The sequence below is a fragment of the Chelativorans sp. J32 genome (assembly GCF_000518985.1).
In the GTDB taxonomy this organism is placed as follows: Bacteria; Pseudomonadota; Alphaproteobacteria; order Rhizobiales; family Rhizobiaceae; genus Chelativorans.
In genome coordinates this window covers 37,589-55,143 of record NZ_JAEQ01000017.1, presented here as the reverse complement: position 1 = coordinate 55,143, position 17,555 = coordinate 37,589, and the positions used below count along the sequence as shown (strand labels likewise).

Sequence of the window (17,555 nt, the reverse complement as noted above, 5' to 3'; positions counted from 1 at the left end):
ACTCACTAGATAGGACTCAAAGCCGATAGAATCGAAAGAAGCCGGACCTTGACTCCGGCGTGAATGGAGAACGCTGATGCCTGCAGTGCAGGAGACAATCGATCAGGTCCGTATGATCGATGTGGACCAGTACAAATATGGTTTCGAGACGCTCATCGAGACCGAAAAGGCGCCCAAGGGGCTCAACGAGGACATCATCCGGCTGATTTCCGCCAAGAAAGACGAGCCGGAATGGATGACGGAGTGGCGCCTGAGTGCCTTCCGCCGTTGGCTCACCATGGAAGAGCCGACCTGGGCGCGCGTCAGCTATCCAAAGATCGATTTCCAAGACCTCCATTACTATGCAGCCCCAAAGGGCCAGACGGGCCCGCTCTCGCTTGATGAAGTCGATCCCGAGCTGCTGCGCACCTATGAGAAGCTCGGCATCCCGCTCAAAGAGCAGGAAATCCTCGCCGGCGTGCGCAAGCCGACCACGGAAGATGTCGAAGGCGCGATCGACAATGTCTATCAGTCCGGTCGCGTGGCGGTGGATGCCGTTTTCGATTCCGTATCCGTGGTTACCACCTTCAAGAAGGAGCTGGCCAAGGCCGGCGTCATCTTCTGCTCTATTTCCGAGGCGATCCGCGAGCATCCTGAGCTCGTGAAGAAATATCTCGGCTCGGTCGTCCCGCCGACGGACAATTTCTATTCCACGCTCAACTCGGCGGTCTTCACCGACGGCTCCTTCGTCTATGTGCCGAAGGGCGTGCGATGCCCGATGGAGCTTTCGACCTATTTCCGCATCAACGAGCGAAACACCGGCCAGTTCGAACGCACGCTGATCATTGCCGATGAAGGTTCGTATGTGTCTTATCTTGAGGGCTGCACCGCTCCGCAGCGCGACGAGAACCAGTTGCACGCGGCGGTGGTCGAGCTGATTGCCCTCGATGATGCCGAGATCAAGTATTCGACGGTGCAGAATTGGTATCCCGGCGACAAGGAAGGCAAGGGCGGCATCTATAATTTCGTCACCAAGCGTGGCGACTGCCGCGGGAAAAACTCCAAGATCTCCTGGACGCAGGTCGAGACCGGCTCGGCGATCACCTGGAAATATCCATCCTGCCTGCTGCGCGGTGATGGTTCGCGCGGTGAGTTCTATTCGATTGCGGTCTCGAACGGTCACCAGCAGATCGATTCCGGCACAAAGATGATCCATCTCGGCAAGAACACGTCGAGCCGTATCATCTCGAAGGGCATTTCCGCCGGGCAGTCGAACAACACCTATCGGGGTCAGGTCTCGGTCCATCGCAAGGCCGAGAATGCGCGCAACTTCACCAATTGTGACTCGCTCCTGATCGGCGATCGCTGCGGTGCGCATACCGTGCCCTACATCGAGGCAAAGAACTCTTCCGCTCAGATCGAGCACGAGGCCACGACCTCGAAGATTTCCGAGGACCAGAAGTTCTATGTGATGCAGCGCGGCATCCCCGAGGAAGAGGCGATCGCGTTGATCGTCAACGGCTTCGTGAAGGACGTCATCCAGGAACTGCCGATGGAGTTCGCCGTCGAGGCGCAGAAGCTCATCGGTATTTCGCTTGAAGGCTCGGTCGGCTGAGCCGGCGCAAGACAGTTGGGATAGAATTATGCTTGAAATCAAGAACCTGCACGCCCGCATCGCCGAAGACGGCACCGAGATCCTGCGCGGGGTGGACCTCAACGTGAAGCCGGGCGAGGTGGCCGCCATCATGGGGCCGAACGGCTCCGGCAAGTCGACGCTTTCCTATGTGCTTGCGGGGCGCGACGATTACGAAGTGACCGAGGGCGACATTCTCTTCAAGGGACAGTCTGTGCTCGAAATGGACCCTGCGGAGCGCGCTGCGGCGGGCATCTTCCTCGCCTTCCAGTATCCGATGGAGATACCGGGCGTGGCCACCATGGAGTTTCTCAAGGTGGCGATGAATGCGCAGCGCAAAGCGCGCGGCGAGGAGGAGTTGAAGATCCCCGAACTGATGAAGCGCGTGCGCACGGCGGCCGAAGAGCTGAACATGGACATGGGCATGCTGAAGCGCCCGCTCAATGTGGGCTTCTCTGGCGGAGAAAAGAAGCGTGCGGAAATCCTGCAGATGAAGCTGCTCGAGCCTTCGCTCTGCGTGCTGGACGAGACCGATTCCGGTCTCGACATCGACGCGCTCAAGATTGTGGCGGACGGCGTCAACGCGCTGAGGTCGCCCGATCGCGCGATCGTGGTGATCACGCACTATCAGCGCCTGCTCGACTATATCGTTCCGGACTCCGTGCATGTGCTCTATAAGGGGCGCGTCGTGAAATCCGGTGAAAAGGATCTGGCCTTGGAGCTGGAGAAGAATGGTTACGCCGGCGTGATCGGCGAGGCAGCTTAAGGGGCAGGGGTGATGAACATGCAGCTTCAGGTAAGACGCACCGCTGCCGAGGAGACGCTTCTTGCCTCCTTTTCGGAGCGGGCTGCCAGCCTGCCGGGAGATGCCGCAGCGGCCGAAAGGCGTGCGCAGGCGGTCGAGGTGCTGAAGAATGGGCTCCCGAGCCGGAAGGTCGAGTCCTGGCACTATACCGATCTGCGTCGACTCCTCTCCTCGGTGCCGGACTTCGATCCCTCAGCCCATGCAGAACCGCGCGCCGCGCTTCTGCCTGGCTCTGTCGTTCTTCCCGTGGTGAACGGCATTGCGAAACTGACGGACGTGCCCGCTGATATATCGGTCGCCAGCATCACCAATGAACTGGCGGACGGCAGCTTTGCTTCGCATCTTGGCCTTGCCGACACGGACGACACGGTCGGCGCCATCAATTCCGCATTCGTAACGGATGGCTTCGCATTGGACATACCCGCCGGAAGGGTATTGGAGCAGCCGATCGAATTGCAAAACCTGCAGGCTGGCGGCCAGGTCCATACACGCTTTGCCGTACGCGCAGGGGAAGGGGCCAAGGCAACGATCGTCGAACGTCAGCTTGGCGACGGCGATGCGCTCGTTTCCTCGGTGAGCCATCTGGAGGTGGGCGAGGGCGCAGAAATCCTCTGGCTGATCATCCAGGAGCAGCCGGATGGCGCGCGCCACCTTGGTCAGATCAATGTCAAGATTGCCAAGGATGCGAAGCTTACCCTGTTCGTGATGAATGCCGGCGGAAAGCTTGTCCGTCAGGAACTGCGCGTCTGCGTGGAAGGCGAGGGGGCGGAGTTTCGCCTGCGCAGCGTCAACCTGCTCGCGGGCGACACCCATTGCGACGTGACCATGGTTCTCGACCATGCCGCTCCCCATACGGTTTCCACCGAAACCATCCGCAATGTCGTGGCGGACAAGGCGGAAGGTGCTTTCCAGGGGCAGATCCGGGTCGCGCGGGAAGCGCAGAAGACCGACGCGAAAATGGCTTGCAACACGCTCCTTCTGTCGGATGAGGGTGGCTTCTCGACCAAGCCGGAACTCGAGATTTTCGCCGATGACGTGGCCTGCGGCCACGGCGCGACAGTCACGGATATCGAACCGGCGCACCTGTTCTATTTGATGGCGCGCGGCATCGACGAGAAGACGGCTCGCGGTCTTCTGGTGAGGGCCTTCCTCGCCGAGGTGATCGAAGAGTTGGAGGATGAGGCTGTCGTCGAGGTTCTGGAAGAGAAGCTCGCCGCGTGGTTTGCCACGCACGGCTAATGCAAGAGCGGCCGCTGCATGCGGCTGAAAGCGCAGGGTGTATATGGATCAGCAATCTTCGCCAATTTACGATGTCGAGGCGATCCGTCGTGATTTCCCCATCCTTGCGCGCGAGGTCTACGGCAAGCCGCTCGTCTATCTCGACAATGCGGCTTCCTCCCAGAAGCCCCAGGCCGTCATCGATGCGATCACCCACGCCTATACAAACGAATATGCCAATGTTCACAGAGGATTGCATTTCCTCTCCAACGCGGCGACAGAAGCCTATGAGAAGGCCCGGGAGGCGGTTAGGCGGTTCCTGAATGCGGGCAGCGTCGATGAGATCGTCTTCACGAAATCGGCGACCGAGGCGATCAATACCGTGGCTTATGGCTACGGCATGCCCCGGATCGGAGTGGACGATGAAATCGTGCTCTCCATTATGGAACATCATTCCAATATCGTGCCCTGGCATTTCATTCGCGAAAGGCAGGGGGCGAAGCTCGTTTGGGCTCCCGTCGCTGACGATGGAAGTTTCCTCCTCGAAGAGTTCGAGAAATGCCTGACGGAGCGGACGAAGCTCGTCGCCATTACGCACATGTCGAACATGCTGGGCACGGTAACGCCAATCCAGGAGGTCGTGCGCATCGCGCATGAGCGGGGCATTCCGGTACTGGTCGATGGCAGCCAGGCAGCCGTGCACCTGCCGGTCGATGTCGCGGCCATCGGTTGTGATTTCTACGTCTGCACCGGACACAAGCTTTACGGACCGTCCGGCATCGGCGTTCTCTACGGCAAGCGTGAAAAGTTGCAGGAGATGCGGCCCTTCCAGGGGGGGGGCGAGATGATCGAGGACGTCTCGATCGATAACGTCACCTATAATGATCCGCCGCATCGCTTCGAGGCTGGCACCCCGCCGATCGTGCAGGCCATCGGGCTGGGAGCCGCGCTCGACTACATGCAGAGCATCGGTCGTGAGAAGATCGCAGCCCATGAGGCGGAACTGTCGCAATACGCGCACGACCGGTTGAGCCAAATCAACTCGCTGCGCATTTTCGGCACGGCGCCGGGGAAAGGCGCCATCCTTTCCTTCGAGCTTTCCGGAATCCATGCACATGACGTCGCGATGGTGATCGATCGGTCGGGCGTTGCCGTGCGCGCTGGAACACACTGCGCCCAGCCTCTTTTGAAGCGTTTCGGTGTCACCTCGACATGCCGCGCCTCCTTCGCCATGTATAACACCAAGGCCGAAGTGGATGCGTTGGCCGAGGCGCTGGACAAGGCGCGCAAATTCTTCGGGTGAAAGCATGAGCGAAGTCGACGACAAGGCGGAAACGGGCGATCTGCAGCATAGGGAAGCCGGTCCTTCTCCATCCGCGATCCCGCAGGAAGAGCTGGCGCGCATGACCGACGATATCATCGGCGCGCTGAAGACGGTGTACGACCCTGAAATCCCCGCGGATATCTATGAGCTTGGCCTGATCTACAAGATCGACATAGAAGACGACCGCAGCGTGAAAATCGATATGACGCTCACGGCGCCCGGCTGCCCTGTGGCGGGAGAAATGCCCGGCTGGGTGCAGAATGCCGTGAGTGCAGTCGAGGGCGTGGGCGATGTCGAAGTTAACATGGTCTTTGATCCACCATGGACGCCGGATCGGATGTCCGAGGAAGCGCAGGTGGCGCTCGGGTGGTATTGAGGGTGCTTGCAACGCGCCTCTTTCCCGACCATCTTTAGAGAAAGAGCCTTTCCGCGAGTCTTGACCTCGCTGTGAATGGAGAAAGTAATGGGCCGTTTCCAGGTAATTTCGATCACGGACGCCGCGGCAGCGCGTATTCGTGAGATTGTCGCGACGCGCGAGGGCGCACACGGCATTCGCGTAGGCATCAAGAAGGGCGGCTGTGCCGGCATGGAATACACGGTCGATCTCGTTACCGAGCCGAGCCCGAAAGACGACCACGTCGAGCATAACGGCGCCCATGTCTACGTAGCCCCTGAGGCCGCCCTGTTCCTGCTTGGAACAGAAATGGATTTTGAGGTGACCCGTTTGCGCACCGGCTTCGTCTTCAACAATCCGAACCAAAGCTCAGCCTGTGGCTGTGGCGAATCCGTCGAGTTGAAGCCTGCCGACTTGAAGGCCCTTGCCGAAGCGCGGGCGCAAAGCACGGTCTGACTGTCGGCAGCGCGTTGGCGGTCCGCAAGTTCGGGGCATGGATCGGGAGTGAATCTGTCAACCGCGAAAGCGCAGCTCGAGCTCCGAGGTCATTGGGAATCTTGGCGAGGGCGCCCCGTACCACCGCTCACTATTTCCAGACGTCACTCGACCCACATCCCCTTTCGCCGGTGCCAATCGGCAATCGATTCCTCCGGATAAAGATCGAATGTTAGATCATCCTTGCCGATGTCCGGCTCTACCCAGTTCGCTTTGTATTTGAGCATCAAATGCACGCGGCTGGGCGGTTTAGGGAGATCGGTATCGATGGCCGAAGCAAAGGGATGCACCAGCTCCGGCCAAGTAGGATCGTAGAGCCAGAGCGCTGAGCCGCACTCGCGGCAGAAGCGGCGCTCACCGGTCGAAATCTCGCAAGCCGGCCGCTCGTCGTCTTGGATTTCCGCCCGATAAAGCCCCAGATGCTCCTCGCCTTCCACAGCTAGGGTGGAGGAAACCGCGCCCAGATTGATCGCGTAGCCGCCTCCGCCCTGCTGCTTGCGACAGACGGAACAGTAGCAGAGCTGGTAGGGCACCGGCGTATGGCTTTGAACTTGAAACTTCGCCGCGCCGCAGCGGCACGAACCTTTCAGGAGCACAGGCATGTCGCACCTCCGAGAGAATGAAAGCTTATGACGCAAGGCGGTGCCTGTCAGTAGGCCTGGAGCCGGATACCTGACAAAGACTGAAGAAAATGCCATCTTATGGTTATGACTGAGGACGACATTCGCGATCTCTTCTCCGGCCTGGGACCCGTTACGATCCGGCGTATGTTCGGCGGAAAAGGCGTCTACTACGACGGCTTGATCATTGCCGTGGAGCTGCGGGGCGAGTTGATGTTGAAAGGGGACGAGGTAAGCGCGCCCGATCTGGAGGCTGCGGGCGCCCGGCGCTGGACTTATGTCGGCTCACGTCACGGAAAGACCGTGTCAATGCCCTATTGGAGCGTGCCTGACGGTGCCATCGACGAGCCAGATGCATTCACAACCTGGGCGCGGAAGGCATACGAAGCGGCGCTGCGGGCGCCGAAATAGCGGATAGCGTTCGGACAGCGTCTCGGCCGGTGCGCTAAACTTTGCCCGGCACTTTCATGAAATCGGGAATATCGTCGCCGAACCCCACGGGTGTATCCGGCTCACGTTCGGGCTTTTCAGGCCCACGGCGCTGCGCATCGTTCTGTGTGCGAATTGCGCCCTTGCGTTCACGCTTGCGGTCCTCTTTCAAAGGTTCCTCTGGACGTCCCGCCACCACGTTCTCCTCGCCGCGCTCACGAGGCTTCTTGCCCTCGCCACGTTTCTTCCCTCCGCGGTCGGCACGGGCGCCGCGAGGCTTTTCATCCGCCTCGTCGTCAGTGGAAAGTGTCGAAAGATCGCCGTCGAGCCACTCGATCTTCTCACCGATCAGCTTCTCGATCCCATCGACATATTTCCGGTCAGCCTTGGTGACGATGGTGAAGGCCTTGCCTGACCGGCCCGCTCGGCCCGTGCGACCGATGCGGTGCACATAGTCTTCCGCATGAGTCGGCACGTCGAAATTGAACACGTGGCTCACGTCGGGGATATCGAGACCGCGAGCAGCGACGTCTGACGCGACGAGGAGCTTCAGCTTACCCTTCCTGAAATTCTCCAGCATCATCATACGCGCGCGCTGATCCATGTCCCCATGAAGAGCGCCGGCATCGAATTCGTGGCGAACCAGGGAACGGAAAAGGGTAGCCACCTCTGTCTTGCGGTTGCAGAAGATGATCGCGTTCTTTAGCTCATCGCCTTCGCCACGGATGAGCTCGCGGAGGCGCTCGCGTTTGGCCCATGGTTTCGAGCCCGATTTCACCAGCCGCTGCGTGATGTTTGCGGCGGTCGTCGCGGGCCGCGATACCTCGACGCGAACCGGCCCTTGCAGGAACTGCTCCGTAAGCTTCGTGATCTCCGGCGGCATGGTGGCCGAGAAGAACAGCGTTTGCCGGGTGAAGGGAATGAGTTTGCAGATGCGCTCGATATCCGGGATAAAGCCCATATCGAGCATCCGATCCGCCTCATCGATGACGAGGATCTCAACACCAGTCAGAAGCAGCTTGCCGCGTTCGAAATGGTCGAGCAGCCGGCCCGGCGTTGCGATGAGAACGTCTGCGCCGCGCTCAAGCTTCTTCTCTTGCTCGTCGAAAGATACGCCGCCGATAAGCAGCGCAATATTCAGCCGGTGATTCTTGCCGTATTTGATGAAATTTTCTTCGACCTGCGCGGCGAGTTCCCGCGTCGGCTCAAGGATCAAAGTGCGAGGCATTCGCGCACGGGCGCGGCCCCGCTCCAGCCTCGTCAGCATCGGAAGGACGAAGGACGCCGTCTTGCCGGTCCCCGTCTGGGCAATGCCCAGGACGTCTTTTCCTTGCAAGGCATGGGGAATGGCGCCGGCCTGGATGGGTGTCGGCGCCGAATATCCAGCGTCACTGACTGCCGCCAAAACCTTTGGCGAAAGGCCAAGGTCGGAGAACGTCATGGCTTCCTGGGCGGTTTCCTGTAAATCTGGCACGTGGTGAATGTCTTTACTGTGCTTAGCGTCGCGGCGCGTGAAGTACTTCCGGCCGTCACGACCTGTGATCGGGGCCTAAGGTGTGGTGCGACGGATGTCAACAGCTACTATTGCACCGCCGACGCTGTTTTTCGCCATGTTCTTCATGCGCCACGAAATTGGCTAGTAGCGGAATTGTTCCGAAAGTATGCGTTCGTCCCAGGAATGGCTCGCGTCGAAAAGAATTGTGGCCGTCATGTCACGGGACTCCCGCACCGTCACCGTCCTTACGGATTTGATTTCCGTGTGATCGGCAACAGCGTTAACCGGGCGCTTTTCGGGCTCGAGGATAGCAAGTTCCACGCTAGATCGGTTGGGAAGAAGCGCGCCCCGCCAGCGCCTCGGCCGGAAGGGGCTTACCGGCGTCAGCGCCAGGAGAGGAGCATCAAGCGGGAGGATCGGACCATGTGCCGACAGATTGTAGGCGGTCGAGCCCGCAGGTGTGGCGACCATTATTCCGTCGCAGATGAGTTCTTCAAGCCGCACCTGCCCGTCGATGGCAATTCGAATCTTCGCCGCCTGGTAGGATTGACGCAGAAGGGACACCTCATTGATGGCGAGGGCGCGGAACGTCTGTCCGTCCTGATCGACAGCCTCCATCTCCAATGGGCGCACGGTTTCGGGAATGGCTTCCGCGATGCGTTCGCGTAAGCCCTCTTCGCGATACTCGTTCATGAGGAAGCCGACAGTGCCGCGGTTCATGCCGTAGATTTTCTTGCCGGTACCCATCGTCTCGCGCAGGGTTTGCAGCATGAACCCGTCACCGCCCAGCGCGACGATCACATCTGCATCTTCCAACCGTTCTTGCCCGTAGAGGGCGGAGAGCGTGGCGGCCGCCGTTGTCGCATCATCCGTCTCGGCCGAAACGAAGGCGAGAGCGAGCGAAGAGGGCTTATTCATACGGCTCTGCTTCCTGTTGCAAACGAGCCAAACCGGTAACATGCCGCCATGCCGCTGCAAAGCGGTGCGGGAGGCTGCAGGAAACCTTAACGACGAGAAGTCTGCATGAGGCGGGCAGGGCCATCCTCACTGAATAAGGGCAAGAGCACCCAGGCCAGCGACGAAAACCACGATCACCGCAAAGGAATCGTATCCCATCCGAAAGATAACGGCATCTCTTCGCTCGAGCAGCCCGATCATGAAAATGCCGACCAATGCCGCCCCCAGCAGTGACGAGAGGACTTCAAATCTCCCTAGCGTGTTGATCACCGGGCCGCCCGAAAAAGCAGCATCAGTTAGAACAATCAGCGAAAGGTTCACGAAATTTGTGCCAAGGACCTGGCCAAAGGCCATTTCATATCTTTCCATGCGGATGGACTGCACGATGGTGCTGAGTTCCGGGGTGGAGGTCGCAATCCCGATCAGCGCGAAGCCGACCATCCCGGCACCGAGACCGGTTTGCTGCGCCAACGCATCACCGGTCTGAGACAGCATATATCCGGCCACAAAAATAGCCGCACCGGCGAGGGCGGCCTTCCATAACGCCTCGGAAAGAGAGCCCCCATCATCGATCTCGCCCTCCTCCATCTTTGACCCTTTCTCCTCATCGGACACACTCCAGGGGCTTCGCTGGCCATAGCCTGATGAAATCCAGAAGGACACGACGCTGACGATAGCGAGGGCAAGTCCCCACGCTCCCACGCCGAACAGGAGGACATCCCCGGTCGTGATTGCAATGGCAACAAGGATCAGCACCAGCATGCAGAGGACGCTCATCATGAGTGTCGCCGGACTCGCCACCACGGAGGTCAGCGCGTCGCGGCGGACGAACCCGTCTCCGATTGCCAGCAAGAACACATTGATCGCGGCGCTGCCGAGAATGTTGTTGATCGCAAGCGCAGGAGTTCCCGTACTCGCGGCCGTTATGGCATTGGCAACTTCTGGAAGGGACGTGATGCACCCAAGCAGGAGCATTCCGGAAAAGACCTGCCCAATCCCGGTGAGCCCGCTGATACGATCTACGTAAATCGTTAGCCGCACGCCCCCGATCCACACAACGATGCTGGCGCCAAGAAACCACGCAGCATTGATCCAGATCGAAAATTCTTGCGCGTTGGCCAGCGGCATTCGAACATCCCCAAGATGGGTGATGCATGGGGAATGCGTTCCTGGGCTGATTGATCCCACGCGGGATCCTGGCAAGTGATATGCGCGGCCGTGTAGAAAGCCTCAGCAGGTTCAGCGCTCAGGACTTTCACGGGAGCAGATGCTTACCTCATCGCAATAAGATTGGCGACGAGGGCCTCTCTGGGATTGCTCGCCGGCACGGGAGGCTCAGCGTGACTAAGCTCGCCCGGCTGTGCAGGGGCAAGATCAAGCAATTGCTGCCGTATGTCAGCGGCCAGAAAGTGGGCTCTGACGTCTGAAACAAGTTCCGAGGTGCTGCTCATCAATCGCGTAAAAAAGCGCCTGTTCCGGAAGTAGCCTCTGGCAGGCATTTCGGTGATGGCCATTCTGGCCTCCCATCCCAGGTGCGGCGATGGACTGCCAACCTGGTTGTTCATCAAACCCGGAGAATTGTGGCGACGCCGCGACTGGTGTGGAAAAGCCTTCGGGAGCCCGACGGCGGCTGTCGACAACGGCGAATCCTACTCGGTTTCGTGGAAAAGTTTAGCTGCCCAATGGGCTGCCGATTTCCTCACCAAAATTGATAGGCGAGGGACCGTTAAAGATAAGCTCTGTGAGGCGCCTGACGAACTCGTCCGGCCGCCCCACGAGCGGAGGATCGCATTGCTGTATAAAGGATTCTGGTGCCCCCGGCAGGACTCGAACCCGCGACCCCCTGATTACAAATCAGGTGCTCTACCAACTGAGCTACAAGGGCATGGACAGGCGCATAGCACAATCAGCGCACAAGTAAAACGACTTCTCGAATGAAGCCGGTGCTATTCCTCGCGCAGGATCCTGGCGGCCTTCGCCGCGACAATGAGGGCACGCCGGGCCACGCCGGGCGCCTGCTCTCCGCGCATTACTGCCAGGCACGCCTTCAAGGCCCGCTTTCGCTGGGGACACTCAGGCAGCGGCCATTCGTGGAGAAGCGCATCCAAGGCGACCTTGGTATTCACAATCACGCGATCCCGATCAAGCCGGCGCCGCTCGATCACCACTGCCTTGTGGAACAACCGGTGCCGAAGCGTGGTCGTTGATCGCGCACCAGCTCTCTTCTCAACCTTGCGACGGCTTTCCCGGCCGCTCGCATGGACAGCACTGATCTGCATGACACTGCTCGCAATCAACCCCGAATGCGTATCAATGCACGAGGTGCGATCGAGTTCCATTCGATCTTTCTGGGTATCGCCGATCAGCGATAAAGCGGCTTCAGTTCGCCATTTTCATAAAGGCTGTCGAGCGGAACGTCTCTCGCCATGATGCTGGATGCGTTGGCGAAAGCGACGAACTGCCTTCGTGCATCTTCTGCCAATCCAGGATCGGCACTCGCGGCAAGGCAAGCCTCCAACGCGCGGTTGAAGATGCGCCCCTCTTGGGTCGGCCAGGCCATCAGCAGTTCGAGTGCTTCCTCGGCACTGTATATTTCAGTCACCGGTTCGCCGGGCCGCATTACGATGCGAACCGGCAACGCGAATTGCGCAGCATACATGACGCGCTCCTTCTCCGCAGGGCGGAGATAGAAATCTAGCGCGGCGCTTGAACTCCGACAATGTTTGGCGCCGCAACTGACAATCATGTATGCGTTATCAAATTCCAGGCCCGCCTCGCAGATATTGCAGGTACCTGCCAGTCGAGAAATCAGGCTATCGCGCGGCAGGGTAAAGAACGCTTTGCGCTCTCTGGTGCGATTGTGCTTTCTCAAAGGGGGAATTGGCCAACTTGCCCTGACAGACACTATATGGAAGGAAGGCCGCTGATCGGCGGCACCTAGTCAACGAGCATACTTTATGAGCCAGGTCGGAAATCCTTATCCCGAAATCTATAACAACGCGCGGGTTCTCGCCGTCGCGCCAATGATGGACTGGACGGATCGCCACTGCCGCTTTTTTCATCGGCAGCTCTCCAGGCGCGCTCTTCTTTACACCGAGATGGTGGTGGCGGACGCGGTTATTCACGGCAATCGGGAACGGCTCCTCGGGTTCAATACAGAAGAACATCCGGTGGCGCTGCAACTGGGAGGCAGCGACCCGGAAAAGCTCGCAAAAGCAGCACGTATCGGGGCTTCGTTCGGCTATGATGAAATAAACCTCAATGTCGGCTGTCCATCGGACCGGGTGCAATCGGGTACTTTTGGCGCCTGCCTGATGAAAGTGCCGGAACTCGTCGGTGCCTGCGTGGTGGCGATGAAGGAGAGCGTTTCGATACCCGTTACCGTGAAATGCCGGATCGGTGTCGATGATCAAGATCCCGAAGAAGCGCTCGACCGGTTGGCCGAGGTGGTTTTCGCGGCAGGTGCCGATGCGCTCTGGGTTCATGCCAGAAAGGCCTGGCTACAAGGGCTGAGCCCCCGCGAGAACCGAGATATCCCGCCGCTCGACTATAGCCGTGTCTATCGGCTCAAGGAGGCCAATCCGGACAGGTTCATCGGCATTAATGGCGGCATCCAGACGATCGGTGAAGCGCTCGATCATCTCGCGCATCTGGACGGTGTGATGCTCGGACGCGCCGCCTACCACACACCGGGCATTCTGGCCGATGTCGATGACAGCATTTATGGCGACGGGCGCGAAGCTCCGATACTTGCGGAGGTGGTCGAGACGATGGCCGCTTATGCCGGCAGGCATATCGAATCCGGAGGTCGCCTGTCACACATCACGCGGCATATGACCGGACTGTTCCACGGACGGCCCGGCGCACGGAGATTCAGGCAGATCCTCTCAACGGATGCGACCCGCCCCGGTGCCGGGCCCGGGGTGCTGCACCGCGCCCTGGCCGAAGTGGATACGGATGCGCGAGAAGAGGCAGCCTGACCTGCAGGCGATCAATCCGTCAGGATCAGGCGATCGCCTCGCATCTCGAAGCTCGACAGGCTGCTCAGGAACTGCATTCCCAAGAGACTCTGCTCGAGCAGGTCAGGTGCTGCAACGAGCACCGTCACGTCGTTACGTTCGATAGGGCCGATCCGAAGCGAATCCAGACGGGCGCGCGCAGCCATGGCCCGGCCATTCGCGGTCATTACCGGCCACGAATAATCGAGCCTGCTCGCATCGATTCCAGCACGCTCAGCATCCTGCGAGGTGAGAACTGTCGTCGTTGCGCCTGTATCTACAACGGCCAGGATCGTGACGCCGTTTGCGAGCATCCGTACCTCGAAATGGCCATTCGCCGCTTTGTCGATCATGACTGCGGCGCGTTCGGAACCGGAAACACTCATTGGGCTACCCGGGATCAAGCCCGCGGTCAGTCGGCTTGCCACGTCCTGCAATTCATAGCGGTACTGGTAGCCCGTCATGAGCACGAGAAGGATCAAGAGCCAATAGGCTAGGTCGCGTGAGGCGTGGCGGAACCGGGTGCGTGCGGCAAAGACACCGACCACAAGCACGGCCGCCCAAAGGCCAAGATAAAGCATAGAAGCGAAGGAATCACTCGCAATGCCGAAGACAGTACCGCTGTCGTGAGAAGCAATGAGCAGCCCTACACCTGCCAGAATGACGGCTATGATGATCCAGAACAGCCCCATGGCTTACGACCCCTCTGCGCGTTCACGTGCAAGTCTCGAGCGGCGCCGCGTTTCGCGCCGAGGGCGGACCTCCTTGCCGCTGAGCCTCGCCGGCAAGCTCTCCATGATTGCCCGGCGCTCCCTTGGCGTCATGGAGAGCCAAGCGGCAATCTCCCCGCGCGTGCGTCCGCAGCCGAGGCAAAAGCCGGTTCTTTCGTCTATCGAGCACACCAGAACGCAAGGGGATTCAATGGCGGTCATCATACGATCCTCTGCTGAGGAGATGGGGGGCGTGACGGGTAGAAGCAAGCTGCGGCATTGCCATGCTTGCCCGCTGCCGTTATGCCCGGCACCATCTCAGGAGACAATGATATGACAAGCGGCCTGCCATTTGACGACATCCGTAACCTGATTTCAGCGCTTCCCGCCATGGACACGGGGGCGGCGACGCGGGTAGGCGCGGATCTTTCGTCAGGGGGAGATGAGCTTGGGCGCCTGGGCGACATCGGCCAGTGGTTTGCTGCGGTCACCGGTCGCGTGCCCGCGCGGGTAGCACGCCCGGTCGTGGCGCTCTTCGCCGCAACCCATGCTTTTTCTTTGAAGATGGGTGTCACCGATCCCGTCCGCGAAGCGCGCGCCAAGGTGGAGTCGATCGCCGCGGGGGCAGCACCCGTCAGCCAGCTCTGCACAAGCGGCAATCTCGGTCTGAACGTATTCGACCTGGCACTGGATCTACCCGTCGAGGATTTCTCGTCGGGCCCTGCTCTAGACGAGCGAGCGGCTGCGGCCACCATGGCCTTCGGCATGGAGGCGATTGCGGCCGGTCCCGATCTCATTTGCCTTGGCACCGTGGATCGCGCGAGCGATCTATCCGCCATTGCTCTCCTTGGCGCCATACTGCCGCCAAACGGCTCCGGATGGTCCTCGATCGGGAAGCAGGAGAGGGTGGTCGTGGAACAGGCGCTGCAAGTTCACCAAAGCCACCTTCGCGACCCCCTGGAAGCAATGCGCCGGCTGGGAGGAAGGGAAATCGCAGCGCTCGCAGGCGCTATTCTCGCGGCGCGGGCACAGAAGATCGCAGTGATCCTCGATGGGCTTGCCGCCACAGCAGCAGCGGCGGTTCTCTATGCTTTGAACCGGAACTCCCTTGAGCACTGCCTTCTCGCCAATGCCGAAAGCGACACGCATCGGCAGGTTTCGGCTCTGCTCGGCCTGCAGCCCGTTCTCAGCCTTGGCAATCTCAAGAGCGGCGGCGTTGCCGGCGCGCTTGCGGCAGGCCTGGTCCGCGGGGCAGGGGACATCTCGGTAGGAATGGCCGAGGTGAATGCACGCTCGCGCGCCTGACCTTAGCTGGCGCGCCTTTTTTGATGCAAGGGCAAAACCGGTTCATCGACCACCCGACTGCGCGGGAATATCACCGTCGCAATGGTTCCCTCCCGCAGCTTTGACTTCAGCTGCAGCAATCCCCCGTGGAGATTTGCGAGCCCCTGAACGATAGGCAGTCCCAGGCCCGTCCCTTGTTCCGCACTTTTTATGGCGAAGGAGCCCTGCCCAAAGGCGGAAAGGACCAAGGGCATTTCCTCGCTCGGGATTCCCGGACCGTTGTCCTGGACCGAGATATATTGGCCGCCTCCGGCTGTCCAACCAACCCGAACACGAATTTCGCCGCCGGAGGGTGTGAATTTCACTGCATTCGAAAGCAGGTTGAGCGTGATCTGCCGCAGGGCTCGCTCGTCAGCGGAAAGTTTCGACAGCGTCGGCTCGAACCGCTGGATCAGCCTGATTCCCTTCGCCTTCGCCTTGAGTTCCATCATGCGGCAGCATTCATGAACGACATCGGCGAGCGCGAGAGGCTCCTCGTTTAGCTGATACCGCCCGGCCTCGATGCGAGAAAGATCCAGAATCTCATTGATCAGTGCGAGCAGGTGCTGCCCTGATTGATGGACATCCTTGGCATATTCCCGATAAGTATCGTTCTGGACCGGTCCAAGGACCTCCTTCGCCATCACCTCGGAAAACCCGAGGATCGCGTTGAGAGGAGTCCGCAATTCGTGGCTCATCGACGCGAGAAAGCGGGACTTGGCCAGATTGGCTTCCTCCGCGCGGCGGCGCGCTTCATCGGAAACAGCCTTGGCCGTTTCCAGCTCCGCAATCAGCGTTTCGTTCTCACTGCGGAAGCTAAGGAGGCTGGCTGCAGCCCGGTTGCGGTGATGGGCCACATGCGCGAAGAAGGGTAGGGAGAGAATCAACAGCAGCGCCATAATCGGGGCCACCCCAAGCGGAAAGGCCAGGTGCTGTATTGCATGTATGGCGACAGGCACTCCAAAACTTGGGAGGATTGCGCCGCGCAGGGAAGAACAAACAAGCGCGGTGACAGCGATCATCATCAGGAGCACGATCGCCACAAAGAACGAGAAGTCGAGAACACCGCAGCTGCACTCGAAGGAAACGAGATAGATCCAGCTCGCGCCGCTTATGAAATGCATGATCCAAAACTGGACGTATAGCCGGCGGGTATCGATCTGCTCTATCGAGAGCCTGTCGACGCGGCGCGCGAAGAGATACAGCGAGATATAGCCCGCCAGGCTCAACAGGCCCCAAATGAACATTTCGCGTGCCGGGCCGACGGTCAGACCTGCGATGCCGATCAGGAACAGTAAGATAAGGATCGCAGGCGCGCTCCTGATGATAGTGCGCGCATGGATCTTCAGCATCTCACGGTCAAAGGTTCGACTGCCTGCCGAGGGCAAAAGCCTTTCGCGGGCGCGATGAACGCTCGCCGCAATCTCGCGTTTGCGATATGGCTTGGTGCGGCCCACGATGGACTTGTCCGCTATATAATCCTGGTTTAGCGCCATAGATTGCTTCGCAATTGCGGCATGGCGCTACAAAATATGCGCGAATAATTAAGAGACCCTTCAGGCAATGCGTGTAAGTCGTAGAAATTATTGGCGCAGTAGACCTAGGCCGAGCCGGTGGCGTCGATGGACGGATATTCTGTTCTCCATCGGGTTCCTGTCCCTTCTTGCGCTCACAGCAGCAAGGCTCGACCAGATTGCGACACGAGACTTTTCTGGATCAGTCAGGATCAATGACGGAGACAGCCTGACCGTTGACGGCGAACGTATCCGCATTCGTGGTATAGACGCTCCCGAGTACAATCAGGAATGCACAATGGCCGGGCGATCCTATGCCTGCGGCCGGCAGGCGAGAGAGACCTTGGCGAAACTCGCCTCGGCTGGGACCGTCTCGTGCAGCGGATGGGAGCGGGATCGGTACGGCCGGGTTCTCGCGCGTTGCGAGGTCGAAGGCAGGGATCTCGGCCAAACCATGGTGGAAATGGGTTGGGCAGTCTCCTATGGTGATTACGCCGTGGAGGAAGCTGCCGCGCGACACGCCAGAAAGGGCTTGTGGGCCGGCAGATTCCAGACTCCGAGTGATTGGCGCCAGCAGCAGAAGGCGCCTCAGGAAACGCGGCATGATTGGCTCGGATTGGTCTTCAATTTCCTGAAGCAGATCGCCGGGATGGTGTAAGGG

General features: G+C 59.7%; 19 protein-coding genes and 1 tRNA gene. 10 read left to right on the top strand and 10 right to left on the bottom strand.

Translation table 11 applies throughout. The annotated features are described in order from the left end of the window. Positions 1-76: 76 nt before the first annotated feature. The 6 genes from sufB (at position 77) to sufA (ending at position 5,809) form a co-directional block, all read left to right on the top strand. Positions 77-1,594, top strand: a complete 1,518-nt coding sequence (gene sufB, locus CHEJ32_RS0118820; protein WP_028035174.1) for a Fe-S cluster assembly protein SufB — start codon at positions 77-79, stop codon at positions 1,592-1,594. A 28-nt stretch (positions 1,595-1,622) separates the two neighbouring features. After that, complete coding sequence (gene sufC, locus CHEJ32_RS0118815) at positions 1,623-2,378, top strand: Fe-S cluster assembly ATPase SufC (protein ID WP_028035173.1); 756 nt, start codon at positions 1,623-1,625, stop codon at positions 2,376-2,378. A gap of 12 nt (positions 2,379-2,390) precedes the next feature. Beyond that, on the top strand, positions 2,391-3,656 hold the full coding sequence (gene sufD, locus CHEJ32_RS0118810; RefSeq protein ID WP_028035172.1) for a Fe-S cluster assembly protein SufD: 1,266 nt from the start codon (positions 2,391-2,393) through the stop codon (positions 3,654-3,656). Between the two features lie 43 nt (positions 3,657-3,699). Continuing rightward, complete coding sequence (locus tag CHEJ32_RS0118805) at positions 3,700-4,938, top strand: cysteine desulfurase (RefSeq protein WP_028035171.1); 1,239 nt, start codon at positions 3,700-3,702, stop codon at positions 4,936-4,938. Positions 4,939-4,942: 4 nt separating this feature from the next. Continuing rightward, positions 4,943-5,335 (top strand): SUF system Fe-S cluster assembly protein, encoded by a 393-nt coding sequence (locus CHEJ32_RS0118800; RefSeq protein WP_028035170.1) that lies wholly within the window; start codon positions 4,943-4,945, stop codon positions 5,333-5,335. 87 nt (positions 5,336-5,422) lie between these two features. Next, positions 5,423-5,809 (top strand): Fe-S cluster assembly scaffold SufA, encoded by a 387-nt coding sequence (gene sufA / locus CHEJ32_RS0118795; protein ID WP_028035169.1) that lies wholly within the window; start codon positions 5,423-5,425, stop codon positions 5,807-5,809. A 143-nt stretch (positions 5,810-5,952) separates the two neighbouring features. Here the strand turns inward: sufA and CHEJ32_RS0118790 are convergent, their stop codons facing one another. Beyond that, positions 5,953-6,450, bottom strand: coding sequence for a GFA family protein (locus CHEJ32_RS0118790; RefSeq protein WP_028035168.1), 498 nt, complete (start codon positions 6,448-6,450; stop codon positions 5,953-5,955). A 105-nt stretch (positions 6,451-6,555) separates the two neighbouring features. On the opposite strand from CHEJ32_RS0118790, the gene CHEJ32_RS0118785 reads away from it, so the two are divergent. Continuing rightward, positions 6,556-6,879 (top strand): TfoX/Sxy family protein, encoded by a 324-nt coding sequence (locus CHEJ32_RS0118785; protein WP_028035167.1) that lies wholly within the window; start codon positions 6,556-6,558, stop codon positions 6,877-6,879. 34 nt (positions 6,880-6,913) lie between these two features. Here CHEJ32_RS0118785 and CHEJ32_RS0118780 read toward each other — a convergent pair whose 3' ends face one another. From CHEJ32_RS0118780 to CHEJ32_RS28085, 6 genes are all read right to left on the bottom strand, one after another. Beyond that, positions 6,914-8,338 carry a DEAD/DEAH box helicase gene (locus CHEJ32_RS0118780; RefSeq protein WP_028035166.1) on the bottom strand — a complete coding sequence of 475 codons (1,425 nt, stop codon included), beginning with the start codon at positions 8,336-8,338 and terminating at the stop codon, positions 6,914-6,916. Between the two features lie 195 nt (positions 8,339-8,533). After that, on the bottom strand, positions 8,534-9,310 hold the full coding sequence (locus tag CHEJ32_RS0118775) for an NAD kinase (RefSeq protein WP_028035165.1): 777 nt from the start codon (positions 9,308-9,310) through the stop codon (positions 8,534-8,536). 126 nt (positions 9,311-9,436) lie between these two features. After that, positions 9,437-10,477 carry a sodium:calcium antiporter gene (locus tag CHEJ32_RS0118770; RefSeq protein ID WP_028035164.1) on the bottom strand — a complete coding sequence of 347 codons (1,041 nt, stop codon included), beginning with the start codon at positions 10,475-10,477 and terminating at the stop codon, positions 9,437-9,439. Positions 10,478-11,158: 681 nt separating this feature from the next. Beyond that, positions 11,159-11,234, bottom strand: a tRNA-Thr gene (locus CHEJ32_RS0118760). Between the two features lie 61 nt (positions 11,235-11,295). Continuing rightward, positions 11,296-11,688 carry a DUF982 domain-containing protein gene (locus tag CHEJ32_RS0118755; protein ID WP_245261192.1) on the bottom strand — a complete coding sequence of 131 codons (393 nt, stop codon included), beginning with the start codon at positions 11,686-11,688 and terminating at the stop codon, positions 11,296-11,298. A gap of 23 nt (positions 11,689-11,711) precedes the next feature. Continuing rightward, positions 11,712-11,969, bottom strand: a complete 258-nt coding sequence (locus CHEJ32_RS28085) for a DUF982 domain-containing protein (RefSeq protein ID WP_371179812.1) — start codon at positions 11,967-11,969, stop codon at positions 11,712-11,714. Between the two features lie 337 nt (positions 11,970-12,306). Between CHEJ32_RS28085 and dusA the strand changes: the two genes are divergently transcribed. Further along, positions 12,307-13,329: a tRNA dihydrouridine(20/20a) synthase DusA gene (gene dusA, locus CHEJ32_RS0118745; protein WP_034658769.1), complete on the top strand. Its 1,023-nt coding sequence runs from the start codon at positions 12,307-12,309 to the stop codon at positions 13,327-13,329. An 11-nt stretch (positions 13,330-13,340) separates the two neighbouring features. On the opposite strand, the gene CHEJ32_RS0118740 is transcribed toward dusA, so the two are convergent. Together CHEJ32_RS0118740 and CHEJ32_RS0118735 are read right to left on the bottom strand one after the other, a co-directional pair. Then, positions 13,341-14,039: a TIGR02281 family clan AA aspartic protease gene (locus tag CHEJ32_RS0118740; RefSeq protein ID WP_028035159.1), complete on the bottom strand. Its 699-nt coding sequence runs from the start codon at positions 14,037-14,039 to the stop codon at positions 13,341-13,343. A 3-nt stretch (positions 14,040-14,042) separates the two neighbouring features. After that, on the bottom strand, positions 14,043-14,279 hold the full coding sequence (locus CHEJ32_RS0118735) for a DUF1289 domain-containing protein (RefSeq protein WP_028035158.1): 237 nt from the start codon (positions 14,277-14,279) through the stop codon (positions 14,043-14,045). A 111-nt stretch (positions 14,280-14,390) separates the two neighbouring features. On the opposite strand from CHEJ32_RS0118735, the gene CHEJ32_RS0118730 reads away from it, so the two are divergent. Then, positions 14,391-15,362 (top strand): nicotinate-nucleotide--dimethylbenzimidazole phosphoribosyltransferase, encoded by a 972-nt coding sequence (locus CHEJ32_RS0118730; protein WP_028035157.1) that lies wholly within the window; start codon positions 14,391-14,393, stop codon positions 15,360-15,362. Positions 15,363-15,364: 2 nt separating this feature from the next. Here the strand turns inward: CHEJ32_RS0118730 and CHEJ32_RS0118725 are convergent, their stop codons facing one another. Next, a complete protein-coding gene (locus tag CHEJ32_RS0118725) occupies positions 15,365-16,876 on the bottom strand; it encodes a HAMP domain-containing sensor histidine kinase (RefSeq protein WP_028035156.1) in 1,512 nt (503 codons plus the stop codon). Positions 16,877-16,943: 67 nt separating this feature from the next. Here CHEJ32_RS0118725 and CHEJ32_RS27935 point away from each other — a divergent pair, with 67 nt between their 5' ends. Beyond that, the gene (locus tag CHEJ32_RS27935) at positions 16,944-17,552 is read left to right on the top strand and encodes a thermonuclease family protein (protein ID WP_028035155.1); all 609 of its coding nucleotides are present in this window, start codon (positions 16,944-16,946) and stop codon (positions 17,550-17,552) included. Positions 17,553-17,555 lie beyond the last annotated feature (3 nt).